At 69.2% G+C, this 13,117-nt stretch carries 14 protein-coding genes and 1 pseudogene; 8 read left to right on the forward strand and 7 right to left on the reverse strand.

Going from position 1 to position 13,117, the window contains the following annotated elements; translation table 11 throughout:
• Positions 1-241 precede the first annotated feature (241 nt).
• Positions 242-2,500, forward strand: a complete 2,259-nt coding sequence (locus ABGB08_RS11455) for a hypothetical protein (RefSeq protein WP_347589211.1) — start codon at positions 242-244, stop codon at positions 2,498-2,500.
• A gap of 178 nt (positions 2,501-2,678) precedes the next feature.
• On the opposite strand, the pseudogene ABGB08_RS11460 reads toward ABGB08_RS11455, so the two are convergent.
• The 3 genes and pseudogenes from ABGB08_RS11460 to ABGB08_RS11470 form a co-directional block, all read right to left on the reverse strand.
• Positions 2,679-3,689, reverse strand: a pseudogene (locus ABGB08_RS11460) (glycosyltransferase 87 family protein); the annotation flags it as partial.
• A 71-nt stretch (positions 3,690-3,760) separates the two neighbouring features.
• On the reverse strand, positions 3,761-4,522 hold the full coding sequence (locus tag ABGB08_RS11465) for a glycosyltransferase (protein WP_347589212.1): 762 nt from the start codon (positions 4,520-4,522) through the stop codon (positions 3,761-3,763).
• The gene (locus tag ABGB08_RS11470; RefSeq protein WP_155350036.1) at positions 4,519-4,866 is read right to left on the reverse strand and encodes an STAS domain-containing protein; all 348 of its coding nucleotides are present in this window, start codon (positions 4,864-4,866) and stop codon (positions 4,519-4,521) included. The genes ABGB08_RS11465 and ABGB08_RS11470 overlap by 4 nt, the downstream gene beginning before the upstream one ends.
• 183 nt (positions 4,867-5,049) lie before the next feature.
• Here ABGB08_RS11470 and ABGB08_RS11475 point away from each other — a divergent pair, with 183 nt between their 5' ends.
• The gene (locus tag ABGB08_RS11475) at positions 5,050-5,415 is read left to right on the forward strand and encodes a hypothetical protein (RefSeq protein WP_347589214.1); all 366 of its coding nucleotides are present in this window, start codon (positions 5,050-5,052) and stop codon (positions 5,413-5,415) included.
• A gap of 3 nt (positions 5,416-5,418) precedes the next feature.
• Here the strand turns inward: ABGB08_RS11475 and ABGB08_RS11480 are convergent, their stop codons facing one another.
• Positions 5,419-6,534 (reverse strand): ATP-binding protein, encoded by a 1,116-nt coding sequence (locus tag ABGB08_RS11480; protein ID WP_347589216.1) that lies wholly within the window; start codon positions 6,532-6,534, stop codon positions 5,419-5,421.
• A complete protein-coding gene (locus ABGB08_RS11485) occupies positions 6,531-7,232 on the reverse strand; it encodes a response regulator transcription factor (RefSeq protein WP_347589218.1) in 702 nt (233 codons plus the stop codon). The genes ABGB08_RS11480 and ABGB08_RS11485 overlap by 4 nt, the downstream gene beginning before the upstream one ends.
• A 233-nt stretch (positions 7,233-7,465) precedes the next feature.
• On the opposite strand from ABGB08_RS11485, the gene ABGB08_RS11490 reads away from it, so the two are divergent.
• Genes ABGB08_RS11490 through yidC form a run of 3 tightly spaced genes read left to right on the forward strand, consistent with a single transcriptional unit; the run spans position 7,466 to position 8,572 of the window.
• Positions 7,466-7,633, forward strand: coding sequence for a hypothetical protein (locus tag ABGB08_RS11490; protein WP_170317242.1), 168 nt, complete (start codon positions 7,466-7,468; stop codon positions 7,631-7,633).
• Positions 7,630-7,863: a DUF6412 domain-containing protein gene (locus ABGB08_RS11495; protein WP_347589220.1), complete on the forward strand. Its 234-nt coding sequence runs from the start codon at positions 7,630-7,632 to the stop codon at positions 7,861-7,863. Before ABGB08_RS11490 ends, ABGB08_RS11495 begins: the two co-directional genes overlap by 4 nt.
• Before the next feature lie 49 nt (positions 7,864-7,912).
• On the forward strand, positions 7,913-8,572 hold the full coding sequence (gene yidC / locus ABGB08_RS11500; protein WP_347589222.1) for a membrane protein insertase YidC: 660 nt from the start codon (positions 7,913-7,915) through the stop codon (positions 8,570-8,572).
• Here yidC and ABGB08_RS11505 read toward each other — a convergent pair.
• The gene (locus tag ABGB08_RS11505) at positions 8,569-9,021 is read right to left on the reverse strand and encodes an ATP-binding protein (RefSeq protein WP_347589224.1); all 453 of its coding nucleotides are present in this window, start codon (positions 9,019-9,021) and stop codon (positions 8,569-8,571) included. The two genes, yidC and ABGB08_RS11505, sit on opposite strands and share 4 nt — an antisense overlap.
• A 136-nt stretch (positions 9,022-9,157) precedes the next feature.
• Entirely contained in the window at positions 9,158-11,068 is a 1,911-nt protein-coding gene (locus ABGB08_RS11510; RefSeq protein ID WP_347589226.1) for a PAS domain S-box protein, read from the reverse strand.
• Positions 11,069-11,156: 88 nt separating this feature from the next.
• Between ABGB08_RS11510 and ABGB08_RS11515 the strand changes: the two genes are divergently transcribed.
• The 3 genes from ABGB08_RS11515 to ABGB08_RS11525 all read left to right on the forward strand — a co-directional run bounded on the left by ABGB08_RS11515 (position 11,157) and on the right by ABGB08_RS11525 (position 13,116).
• Positions 11,157-11,732, forward strand: a complete 576-nt coding sequence (locus ABGB08_RS11515; RefSeq protein WP_347589228.1) for a methylated-DNA--[protein]-cysteine S-methyltransferase — start codon at positions 11,157-11,159, stop codon at positions 11,730-11,732.
• A 78-nt stretch (positions 11,733-11,810) separates the two neighbouring features.
• Positions 11,811-12,578: a hypothetical protein gene (locus tag ABGB08_RS11520; RefSeq protein WP_347589230.1), complete on the forward strand. Its 768-nt coding sequence runs from the start codon at positions 11,811-11,813 to the stop codon at positions 12,576-12,578.
• Position 12,579: 1 nt separating this feature from the next.
• Positions 12,580-13,116, forward strand: a complete 537-nt coding sequence (locus tag ABGB08_RS11525) for a hypothetical protein (RefSeq protein WP_347589232.1) — start codon at positions 12,580-12,582, stop codon at positions 13,114-13,116.
• Position 13,117 lies beyond the last annotated feature (1 nt).

The raw sequence follows: 13,117 nt of genomic DNA on the forward strand, positions 1-13,117 counted from the left end.
GTTCATCCGGCCCGCCCCACCAGAAGAGGATCCGGCCCTCGTGCCATCACCCCAGGTCACCCGAGCCCTCACCCGGCTCGCCCTCGTGGTCGCCTTCCTCCTGCTCGGTACGGCCCCCGCCACCGCCTCCACCGAACGAAGCCCAACACCCACCTCGACATCCACGACACCTATCGGTGCCCTCAACAGCGCACATACCTCAGCCTCAACCGGACGAGGTTCGACTCCCACCTCAAGCTCCATGGCACCCATCGGCGCCCTCAGCAGCGCACGTGCCGCAGCCTCCACCGAGCACGCAACCCTCACCCCCACAGGTCAGGCCACGATTTCCACCGGAGAGGCGGGTCTCACCAGCTCGCGGATCGCTGTCGACGGCGGAGTTGATACCACGCCGCTCGCTGGACGAGCAGTTTCCGGCGGAAGGGCCGCTCCCACGGGACGTGTTGTCCTTATCGGAGTTCCCGGGCTGGAGTGGAGCGACCTGGACGAAACGCGAACACCGCGTTTGTGGGACCTGGTCGGACGTGGCGCGTCCGCCTCCCTGTCCACCCGCACGATCTCCCCGGAGGGCCGGGGAATCACCTGCTCCGTCGCCGGATGGCTCACCGTCTCCGCCGGCCAGCGCGCCGGATCGGACAACTGCGGCCTCCCGGAACCACCGACCATCGCACCCGACGGCTCCGCGAAAATCCCCGCCTGGGATGAATACCGAGCATTCCAACAAGCAAGCTCATTCCAAGCGGAGATCGGCCTGCTCGCCCAAACAATCACCGACGCCGGCGGAAAGGTCGCCGCGATCGGCCCAGGAGCCGCCCTAGCCGCCGCCGACAAATCCGGAAATATCCAGAAATATGCGCCAACACCCGCAGACCTTCCCGACCTAACCCCCTACTCCCTCATCACCGCAGAAGCCAACGAACTATCCCGCGCCTGGACCCAATCCCAAACCACCACAACCCCCGAAATATCAGGCGACCTCGACGACAACACCCGCCAAACAGCCGCCACCGAAGCCGACAGAACAATCGGCACCATCCTCGACCGAGTCCCCCCAGACTCCACGGTCCTCATTGTCGGCCTAGCCGACGCCAGCACCACCGCCCACCTCCACGTCGCCCTCGCGCAAGGCCCGAAATTTCGTCACAAATTCCTAACCGCCACCTCCACCCGCCAAAACGCCCTAGTAACGATCACCGACACCACCGCCACCATCCTCAGCGAACTCACCCTCCCCACTCCCAAAATCGGCCGTACCTGGACCAATAACGGCGACACCCCGGACACCATCCCCCAAACCATTGCCCAACTCTCCGACGCCGACCTCGCCAGCCAAGTCCTCCGCGACGTCCGAGAACCCTTCTTCCTCACCCTCGTCGCCCTCCAACTGATCTTCTACGCCCTAGCCGCCATCGCCATCCGCCGCCAATCCACCCCCCACCGCCGCCGCACCCTGATCGCCACCCAAGCCGTCGCCGTCCTCAGCGGCGCTATCCCGATCTCCACCTTCCTGGCCCAGCTCATCCCATGGTGGAGCGCGAGCAACCCCATGCCCGCCCTCATCACCACAATCCTCGCCACCGCCGCCCTGATCACCGCCGCCGCCTTCGCCGGCCCCTGGCGCAGGGACGTGCTCGGCCCCCTCACGATCGTCGCCGCCGTCTCCTCCCTCGCGTTGCTCATCGACGTCATGACCGGCTCCCACCTCCAGGTCAACGCCGTCACCGGCTACGAACCCGTCACCGGCGGCCGCTTCTACGGCTTCGGCAACATGGCCTTCGCCATCTACTCCACCGGCACGATCCTGGCCCTCGCCGGCCTGGCCCACGCCCTGCGCCGCCGCCCACGCCTGGCGATCATCCTCTGCCTCGCCTACGGCCTCCTCGCGATCTTCGCTGACGGCTGGCCCAGCTGGGGCGCCGACTTCGGCGGCGTGCCCTCGTTCGTGCTCGGTTTCGCCATCTTCATGCTGATGCTCTCCGGCCACCGCGTCTCGATCACCAGGCTGGCCGTCATCACCGCCGCCGGAGCCGCCCTGATCGCCGCGATCGCGACCGCCGACTGGCTCCGCCCGCCCAACCAGCGCACCCACCTCGGCGCTTTCGTCCAGCAGGTCATGGACGGCGAAGGCGGCTCGGTCATCGGCCGCAAACTGGGCGCGATGCTGAGCACCCTCGGCAACCTCCCGCTGACCCTGCTCTCCCTGGTCGCGCTGGCGTTCCTCTACCTGGTCCTGGCTCGCCCGTCCAGGGTGGGCGCGGCGGCGCTCAGCCTTGCGTACGGCTATGCCCCGGCCCTGCGCGCGGGCCTGTTCGGCGCGCTCACCGCCGCCCTGGCCGGCTTCCTGATCAACGACTCGGGGATCGCGATTCCGGCGATGGCGCTGACGGTCGCGGTGCCGCTGACCCTGGCGGCGTCGGTACGCGCCCTGCGCCTCGCCACGCCCACACCCCCAGCGCCACCGTCAGCGCCAGCAGCGTCCACGGCACCAGCTGCGCCCTGACGACGTCCACGAGCCAGTCCAGATCGGGCGGTTGGTGCGCTTGCCGGGCCGGCAGGTAGGCGAAGGAGAGCACGGCCAGCCGTACCGCCATGAAGCCATCCAGAGCGGAGGCCGGGATCAGGGCGAGCAGGGCGAAGGCGAGTCCGTCATACCAGGGCAGCGCATAGGGGCTCGCGAACAGCCAGGCCACCACGAAGGCCAGCGAAACCGCCACCGTGTCCTGGCCGAGCCTGCGCACCAAACCCCAAGCCAGAGCTACGAACAGGAGCAAGGATGCGATCTGGATCCAGACGCGGTAAGCACCCGCCCCGAACAGCCCCTGCAGGCCGTATTGGACGAGTTTCCAGGGAGTCGCCCAGGAGATCGACTTGCTGGCGTTGAGGACCTGGTCGAACGCGTGCGGCCCGGCCAGCCAGTACGCGACCCCGACCGTCGCCGTCGCCACCCCGGCGAGGAGGGCAAGCCTGGGCAGGTTCCGGCGAGACTCCCACGCGGGGCCGAGCGCGACCAGTCCCACGGTGACCTTCACCGCGATGCCCAGGCCGAGCAGGATCCCGCGCCGTACGGCGAAACGCGAGCCGACCACCAGAGCGGCGATCATGAAGACGATGGCGAAGGTGTCCACGTGCATTCCGGCCGCCAGCTGGTAGACGACCAGGGGGTTGACCGTCCAGAGCAGGGCGGCGCGGCGTTGCCGTACCGGATCTGAGCGGGTGGCGTGGTGGAGGAGCAGGGCCGTGACGATGAACGCGGCGGCGTTGATCAGGGCCAGGATGAAGACCGTCAGGCGGACGGAGCCGCCGATCCAGCTGGCGAGGGCCTGGGCGGCGGTGGCGAGCGGGCCGTAGACGCTGGGAGTGTTCGTCCATTCTTCGACCCAGGGGAGTGGGATGTCCGAAGGGACGGTTACGTAGGGGTCGAAGCCGTGGGTGGCCAGATATCCGTACGCGGCGTAGTTGAGGTGGTCGGCGGAGCCGAAGGGCGGGAGGAAGGCCAGGATCGCGGCGACCGTACAGCCGGCGATCACGAGCAGGCGGGGATGAGGGCCGTCGGCGCGCAGGCCGGTGAGGAGGCCGATGGCGCCGAGCGCGAGTGCGGCGGCGGCCAGTGCGATGACCAGGTGGCCGTCCGGAACGATCCCCAGCGAGTACGGCGGCTGCCCGGCCGGACCCGGGAGCTCGGGGACCATGGCCGACGGGCCCAGCAAAGCGACGGTGATCGTCAGCAGCAGTGAGCCACCGATGCACCCAAGCGAGACTTTCACTTCGGTTTGAGGGAATCCAGCGCTTTGGTGACCGTGGGTTCCCTGCTGGCGAGGGCGCGGGAGACGTCGCGCAGCTGTTTGGCTCGGTGCAGCTGGGAGCGCCAGTCGGTGCCGGTGGCCCGGTGCGCCATCTCGACTTCGACCTCCACCACCCGGAATCCCCGGCGCAGCAGGTCGATGGTGAGACCGGTCTCGACGCCGAACCCGTGCGCCAGCGGCCGGGCCGCCTCGAACGCGCTGCGGGTCAGGCAGCGCTGCCCGTTGAGCGGTTGGGTGGCGTCCCAGCCGGTCGCGCGTTTGATGCCTTCCTTCGCGAGCTTGACCACGATGCCGTGACCGCCCAGTTTCACCCGGTTCGCGAAGATCGCAATGGTCATGTCGGCTTCGCCCGTGCGGACCGGCGTGATCAGCGGGGCGGCGGCCAGCGCGGTCTCGGCCAGGTCGCCGTCCAGGAACAGCAGGTGCCGGTGCGAGGGCCGCCCTTCCGGATCGGACCGGCCCTCCTCCAGCAGGCGCACGGCCTCCGCGCCGGTCTCCATCGCGGCGGCCTTGCCGCGGTTGCGGCTGTGCCGGACCACGGTGGCGCCCGCCGCCCTGGCCAGCCGCCCGGTCTGGTCGGCCGAGCCGTCGTCGACGACCACCACCAGATCGACTCCGGGCAGCTCGCGGGCGGCGGTCACCGTGGCGGCGATCCGTTCGCCCTCGTCCCGCGCCGAGATGATGACCGCGGTATCCGGACTTGGGACCACCTCGGTCATCCGGTCTTTTCCGCCAGGTCCGCCGGGACACTCTCGTGCACGGTGAAGACCGAGTCCAGGCCGGTCACCTGAAGGATCTTGCGGACCGCCGGGCGGGGCGCGGCGACTTCGAGCACGCCGCCCCGTTCCTTGAGCCGTTTGAGCGCGGAGAGCAGCACGTTCATGCCCGTGGAGTCGCAGAACTCGACTCCGGACATGTCGATGACCACCCGGTCGGGACCGGTCTCCTCCAGCAGCCGGGTGAACTCCGACTGCAGGCGAGGCGCGGTATATAGGTCGATTTCACCAGCGATGGCCATGACGGCGTGGCCGGCGTGGGATCGCGTCGAGACTTTGAGCTCCACAGCGCGCACACTAGCGCCGTCCCCGCCCTGGGTCACGTTTCCTGGGAATTACCGAAGAGTCGTTCGCCCTTTGTCCCCGATTTCGGCCCCGTGTAAACGCGGAGTGCGCGAAGCTTGACGCTACGACACCGGCCTGGCCGGAAGGGGGGAGGGTCCTGGCTGTCACCGGGGCCCACATCACGCATGAACACGGAACTTCCGGAAGACCCGCTGCGCCGCCGCCTGCGGGAACGGCTGGAGCTCATCCAGGTCAGGACCGACAAGGCGACCTCGTGGCGGGAGTCGTCTGCGACGTTGCGCACGCTCGTCAATCGTGAGGGGTATGTGCCGATCAAGGCGAAGCTGGCGGTCGAGGATCTGGATTTCCTGGCCGGAGCGCGGGAGGAAGTGCTCAGCTTCGTCGAGCTCGGGCTGCGCCTGCTCGATCTGCACCAGCCGCGGGACGCGGGCGGCATCACCAGCGATACCGCGCACCCGATCCTGCGCTGCCGCAGCTGCATGTGGCGCTGGCCCTGTCCGACATTTCGCGCTATGTCGGATGCGTTCTGATCGTCAGAGTCGTGCTGTTGGCAGGCGGATCTCGAAGCGGCAGCCCGGGCCTTCGTTCGCCACGGTGACCGTGCCACCATGCGCCTCGACGAGGCCTTTCGTGATCGCCAGACCGAGTCCGCCGCCGTCGGGCCCAGGCGTGCGGGCCAGCTCACCACGAAAGGCCACATCGAAGACCCGCGCCAGATCCTCCGCTGGAATACCCCCGCACGCATCCAGGACCGACAAACTCACCATCTTCCCATCCGTCACCGCACGGATCGATACCGAGCCATCCGATGGGGTATGCCGGATCGCATTGACCAGCAGGTTGCGCAGCGCTCGCCCGATCGCCCCCGGATCGGCGTGCACCGGAAGCACCGGCTCCACCTCCGCCTTCAACCGCACTCCCCGAGCCAGGGGCTCCACCCCCGCCAGCACGTCGGCGACCACATCCCCCAGCCCCACCCGGGCCTTCGCCAGCCGGAGCGAACCCGCATGGATGCGGGACAACTCGAACAGGTCGTCCACCATCCCGGAGAGCCGGTCCACCTCCAGCCTGATCTGTGCGTGATAGCGCCGGATTGTGGCCGGATCGTCGACCACACCGTCCTCCAGCGCCTCGGCCATCGCCCGCATGCCCGCCAGCGGCGTACGCAAATCGTGGCTCACCCACGAGACCAGCTCGCGCCGCGCGCTCTCCAGGGTCCGCTCCCGCTCCCGGCCGTTGCGAATTCGCGCGTACGCCTGGTCGAGCGCCTGGCTGACCTTCTCCAGCTCGGCGGGGAGCGCGATCCGGCCGGGTGCGACGTACTCGCCGGTCTCGGTGATCTCCTCGACAGCGGTGACCAGCGCCTTGCTGGCCGCCACCAGCCGCCGCGCGGTGACCAGCGCGACCCCGACGCCGACGATCGCCCCGATCGCGATGATGGTGAGCACGATGTCCCGCGGCCGCCCGTCGATGACCATCGCCATCGTGATCGCCACGACCCCCGCCAGCGTGGCCAGCACGGTGATCACCGCGACCACGCTCAGCATCACGCCGATCGACCGCCGCCGCAGCAGGCGCAGCACGGCGACCCCGAGCAGCGCGATGATCAGGCCGAACCCGGCGCTGACGGCGAGGGCCTGGATGATCACGACAATGGCTCGTAGCGGTAGCCGACACCCCAGACCGTGACGATCCTCCGCGGATCGGTGGGATCAGCCTCGATCTTCTCCCGCAGCCTGCGCACATGTACGGTCACCGTGGACGAATCCCCGAACGACCAGCCCCAGACCCGATCCAGCAGCGCGGTCCGGCTGAACGCCTGGCGGGGGTTGCGCAGCAGGTAGGCGAGCAGGTCGAACTCGCGCGCGGTGAGGGTGATCTCGGCACCACCGAGCCGGACCTCGTGGGCGCCCACGTCCACCACCAGGTCACCGTCCCTGAGCACGCCGGTGCCGGTCGGGACCAGCGCGCCACGCGCCCGGCGCAGCACCGACTGCACCCGTAACGCCAGCTCGCGCGGGCTGAACGGCTTGGTCACGTAGTCGTCGGCGCCGGTCTCCAGGCCGATCACCCGGTCGATCTCCTCACCCAGCGCGGTCAGCATGATCACCGGAACCGGCCAGCGCTCACGCAGCTTCCGGCACACCTGCAGGCCGTCCATCTTCGGCAACATCAGGTCGAGCACCAGCAGATCGGGCGGGTTGGCCAGCGCCCGCCGCAGCGCCTCAGCGCCATCCCCGACGCATTCCACCTCATGCCCGTCCCGCTCCAGATACCGGGCCACCACCTCGGCCACAGTCGGGTCATCGTCCACAACGAGGATGCGCGCGGCAGGATTGGCAGTCACCTTCCCAGACTAGGACTGTGTTTATGGCCGCGCCTCCGGCACGGCGGGCTTGGCCGCCTTCAGCCTGCGTCTTCCCTCGTCACTCCGGCCGCTCCGCGACCTGCGTTCCTCAGTCCAGACACAGGCGCGGCCAAGCCCCCACACCACCGCGAACCCGTTAGAACGCCGTAATTGATTCACGTGAAACCGCTGATCTTCTCGCGACTGTCGGTGGCAGCGCGTATTTTGAGGTCATGGCCCGAACCGCGCTGACCGTCGTCGGCATCCTTCTCGCAATCTGGCTGGTGGTCAGCTTCCTGATCCCCGCCCTGTTCGCGACGCTGAAATTCCTGCTGATCTTCGCGCTGATCGCGCTCGCCGTCGTCGTGACGATCACCCTGGTGGGCAAGAGCTCACGATGATCCTCCAGGCCCTGCTCGGACTGCTCGCCCTGCCTGTCGGCGTGGGCGTGCTGGCCGCCGTGGGCCTGCTGCTCCTCACCTGGGCGCTCGGCCGGCTGGCCGCCGCGCCCAGGATCGTGTCCGCGCTGCTCGGGGCGGGCGTCGAAGCCGTCGTCGTACGGCTTCGCGACCCGGGCACCGCCGGACGCCCCCGCCCGAGAGCCCCATCGGGATGCCCGGCGCTCGCCTGACCACGAGCGCCTTCGTCATGTTCAAACCCTGACGAAAGGCTTCCCACCCATGTTCGACTTCGTGCTCTCCCCTGCCTACGACCTGCTCACCGCGCTCACCGGCCTGACCGGCGCCACGCTCGCCATCATCCTGTTCACCGTCGGCGTCCGGCTGCTCCTGCTTCCGCTCGGCCTCCGCCAAGCCCGCGCCCAGCGGGCGAAGACCCGGCTCGCCCCGGACGTGGCGAAACTCCGCAAAAGGTTCGCCCGCGATCCGCAACGTTTCCAGCGCGAACTCGGCGCGCTCTACGCCCGCGAGGGCACGTCCATGTTCGCGGGGCTCGGCGCCGGGCTCGCGCAACTTCCGTTCTTCCTGGTGATGTACCGGTTGTTCGTCTCCGCGACGATCGCAGGGCAGCCCAATCTCCTGCTGGCGCAAAGTACGCTTGGGGTACCACTAGGTGAACATTTCGGTGCGGTGGTCGCGCATTCGGGGCTGTTCGGCGCGCCCTCGCTGATCTTCCTCGGGCTGTTCGTGCTGCTGGCGCTGGTCGCCTGGCAGTCGACACGGCTGATTCCCGAAATGCCGGACGTGCCAATGTCGGGGCTGTTTCGACTGTTGCCTTATGGAAGCGTGATCGCCGCCGGATTCCTCCCGCTCGCCGCGGGTATCTATCTCGTGATCAGCACGGCTTGGACGACCGCCGAACGTTCCCTACGGACGGTTTAGACGACCTCGCGCAGCGCGCATATTCCGGTCGTCCGCGTCTGCGTGTTTCGGGCAGGCTGAGGGGCGTGCAGGATCGCCCAGACGGTCGTGGACTCCCCTTCGTGCCGTACGCCCCAGCGCTCGGCCAGGTATTCCACGATGCCGAGCCCGCGGCCCCCGAGGGACGACAGCGTCGGGCGGCCGGCCCGCGGTTCCGTGGCCGCGCCGCCGTCGCTGACGGAGATCTCCACGTGGCCTTCCGCACAGCTCCACGCCACTCTGAGCTGCCCGGATGCGAGCGGGTGCGCATGCCGCAGCGCGTTGCTGAGGAGCTCGCTCAGCACCAGCACGGTGTCGTCGACCGCTCCCGCGTACACCCCGGATTCGAGCAGATCGGCGCTGAGGCGTTGTCGCGCGACGGCGACACTCGCCAGTGCATACGGCAACATGATGACGCTCGACGCACTCACCTCCCCGTATTCCCGTACCGCTGAGGGTCGCTAGGGACCGCGCACCCCAGTACGACCGAAATGCCCGCTTAGCTGAGAGCGGAAACCGATCGACCATTACAGCTTGTGAACATTGGACGATAGGTCACACGTACCGTTACCCGTCCGTTACCGCGCCGGTGAGTCCGCTCCTGTAATGGGGTTCCCCGGCGTCCACCCGGAGCACGAAACGCATCCGGGTGCCGCCGCCGGGGCGGGCCAGCGCGGTCACCTCGCCGCCCTGGGCCCGGGCCAAACTCCGCACGATGTAAAGCCCGAGGCCGACCCCGCCGAACCGGCGGCGGTCGCCGCTGTCGCCCTGGACGAAACGCTCGAACACCCGCTCCCGGTCGGCCGGGCGGATGCCGATGCCCTCGTCGTCCACGACCAGCACCACGCTGTCGTCCTCCGGCCAGGCCTCGACCCGGATCAGGCCGCCGTCCGGGGAGTACTTGAAGGCGTTCTCCAGCAGCTGGCCGAGCAGGATGTCGGTGGCCAGCGCGTCGCCGTGCACGGCCGGCAGATCCTCCGGGATCGTCACCTCGACCCGGTGCCGGTCGGACAGCACGGGCAGGCCGAGGGTGGCCGCATGCACCCGTTCGGCCAGGTCGAAACGTTCCGAGCGGACCGGGGGCTCGGCCGCACCGGCCCGGGCGCCGAGCAGCAGGTGGTCGATGAGCTGGCCGAGGGATTTGGCGCGTTCCGCGATGGTGTGCACGGCGGAGCGCCGCTCGGTGTCGGACATCTTGTCCCAGCGGGCGTCCAGGGTGCTGGCGAACCCGCGCACCACCGTGATCGGGGTGCGCAGCTCGTGGCTGGTGGTGGCCAGGAACAGGTCCTTGGCCTCCTCCAGCTCCTTGGCCCTGGTGATGTCGCGGAAGTCGACCACGATCTCGCCGGTCTCGTCGATCTCGGCGCAGAGCACGTCCAGCCAGCGTCCGGACGGGAGCTGGATGGTCAGCTTCTCGCCGGGCAGCGGGAGCGCGAACGGCGGCGGGCCGCCGATGACCTCGTCCGCGGGGAACCCGGTGAGCTCGGCGGCGGCCGGGTTCCACTGGATCACGCAGCCGGTTCCGTCCAGTACGGCGATGCCGTCCGCGCTGGCGTCGAAGACCGCGCGCTCGTGAGCGCGTTGCCGTACCGCGTCCTGGTAGGCGGTGGCGTTGGCCACCGCGATGCCGGCGTGGCCGGCGAGGAGTTCGAGCAGTTCGAGCTCGAGGTGGCCGGGTTTGCGCTTGGCGAACAGGGCGTAGAGCGCTCCATAGGGGCGGCCGCCGACGGCCGCGATGCCGACCGCGATGGTGTGCAGGCCGTCGAGCTTGGCCCAGATGAGGTCCTGGAGCCCGTCGTGCCCGGTCTCCAGCATGACCGGCTTGCCGGTGCGCAGGAGCTTGCCGACCAGGCTGGATCCCAGGTCGGCGGTGGCGCCGCGGATCGAGTCGGGCAGCTGGTGCGAGCCGACCAGCCTCAGCCGGTCCCCCTCGATCAGGACGAAACCGCCCGCGTCCGCGCCGGTCAGCTCGGTGAGGCTGGCGGCGATCCGGTCCAGCACGACCGGCAGGTCCAGTTCGGCGTTGATGTCGCCGACCACGTCGGTGAGACGGCGGACCAGACGCGCCCGGCGAACCACCCGGCTGCGCGCGGCCTCGTCCTCCTCGGTGAGGTGATAAACGCTCACATATCCGAGTAGCGTGCCGGATTCGGTACGGAGCGCGCTCGTGTCGACCTGGACGTCCAGCAGCTGGCCGTCGCGGCGGAACCGTTTGGTCCTGAGCGAGACCTGGCCGCCGTTGCGCACCCGTTCCAGCACGGCGTTGTGCTCGGCCATCAGCTCGCTCGGCACCAGCGGCGCGCGGCGGCCGAGCAGCTCCGCGGCGGGCCAGCCGAACAGCCGCTCGGCGGCCGGGTTCCAGCTGAGCACGGAGAGGTCGCGGTCCAGGGCGACGATGGCGTTGGCGGCCGCGGCCACCACGGCCTTGGCCAGACCATCATCCTCGGTGTCCCATTCGTCCCTGTGATCGCTCTCCATCCCTCCATCGTGCCTGTTTTCCGGTCGTGATCTTGGTGTTTTTCATGGCTCCGCTACGCTGCTCGGGAGAGCGAGAGGAAGTGGGGCCATGTCTCAAGGGGTGTCCACGGGGGACCTCGAAGCCCTGCTTCGCGTGACCGCGCCCAACTACGTCGGGGAGACCCCGCCGGATGTCGCGTTCGGCACGGCGGAGACGCCCGTCGGGGGCGTGGTCCTGGCGGTGACGTCACGCGGTGTCGTGGCGTGCAGCTTCGAATCAGAGCACACGGTGTTCGCCCGGATTTATCGTGATGTCGGTAGGTTCATCGGGCCTGACCCGCGCCGTCTGGATCCGGTACGGCGCGAGCTCGACGCGTACTTCGCCGGAAAGTTGCGCGCCTTCACCGTGCCGTTCGACCTGCGCTTGGCGACACCTTTCGCGCGTACGGTGCTGCCGATGATGGTGGCCGTCGGATACGGGAGCGTCACCACGTACCAGGAGATCGCCGGGCGGATCGGGCGCCCGCAGGCGCTGCGGGCGGTGGCCAACGCGATCACCGCCAATCCGGTCTGCCTGGTCGTGCCCTGCCATCGGGCGATCGACTCCTCCGGCTCGATCGGGTCGTACGCGGGGGGCACGCCCGCCAAAGAGCATCTTCTTCGTATGGAAGGCGTGCTGAACTAGTCACCTCGGGTTTGCGATCGTCACCTAATGTGATAGCTATGTCACGGCATGCAGTCAGCAAAGTGACGAGGAGTGGCCATGGTGGCCTGCGTTTTCGCGATCGTGACGGCGGTCGGCGTGGTGGCCTTGGCCGCCTTCCTATTCCGCAAGCTCGACCGCGGATCCGACGACCGTGACCCCGGCGGCCCCACCGTCGGCCACGCCGGGGCGATGTTGTCGGCTCTGTTCCTGCTGGTCTTCGCGATCGCGATCATCGTGCCGTGGACGACGGCGGACTCGGCCCGGCAGAACACCTACGCGGAGAGCCAGGCGGCCGTGGAGGCGTACTGGGCGGCCAGCGCGCTGCCGTTCCCGACCGCGGGTCTGGTCCAGACCGAGCTGCGGGACTACGTCGGGTTCGTGATCGACGAGGAGTGGCGGGTGATGGCCAAGGGCAACCTCAGCCCCGAGGGCTCCACCCGGCTGAACACGCTCCGCACCCAGGTGGCGAGCCTGGACACGACCGGGGGCGCCACCGAGGACGCCAAGATGGCGGTGCTGGAGCAGGTGCAGAACCTGACCTCGGCGCGCCGCCAGCGGGCCGCCGACGCGCAGGCCACCCCGCCCACCGGGATCCTGGTGCTGACGGTGGTGACCGGTCTGCTGGTGCTGCTGTTCCCGTTCATGGCGGGGGCCCGGCCGCGGGGGGCCACGCTGGTGCCGTTGCTGGCGATGGCGGCTTTGCTCGGGGTCGGGGTGTGGCTGACCTTCGACATCGTCCGGGTCTTCGATGGCGGCCTCGCGGTGCGGCCGGACGCGTTCTCGGCGGCGCTGCAGGAGTTCCAGCGGATCTCCGGGATGGGCTGAGATGCGGCTTCCTGTGGTGCTGGCGGGGGTGCTCGTCGGGTTGAGCGTCGCGGCGGGGCCCGCGGCTGCTTCCTCGCTGGATGATGGGGATGAGCACGGGCTGATCGAGGTCTGCCTTGACGTGAACCTCGTGGTCAGCCTCCGGGTCGGCATCGGGATCGGGGCCTATCCGTGCCCGCCCGATCCGCATCCGCCGTACCAGCCGCCGCACACGCCGACACCGTTGCCGTCGCCGGAACCGTATCCGACGCCGGCCCCGAATTCTCCCGCGCCGGAGCCGAGCCCCACTCCGACGCGGTCGCCCGCGCCCCGGCCGTCTCCCTCTCGGACGGTCATCCCGCAGGCGGTGATTCCTGTGGTCCAGACGAGTTCGGCGACGCCGAGCCCGTCGCCGTCTCCCTCGCCTCCGAAGGTCAGGAGGCAGCTGGCGGAGCCGCCGCTGAAGCGGCCCAACCCGCTGAAGTCGCCGCTCGTGCTGGTGGTGCTGGCGACCGTGATCGCCTCCGCCGCCGGTGTCGCGTTCGCGTCGATTCGCTGAT

Source organism: Acrocarpospora sp. B8E8, from assembly GCF_039871605.1.
In the GTDB taxonomy this organism is placed as follows: Bacteria; Actinomycetota; Actinomycetes; order Streptosporangiales; family Streptosporangiaceae; genus Acrocarpospora; species Acrocarpospora macrocephala.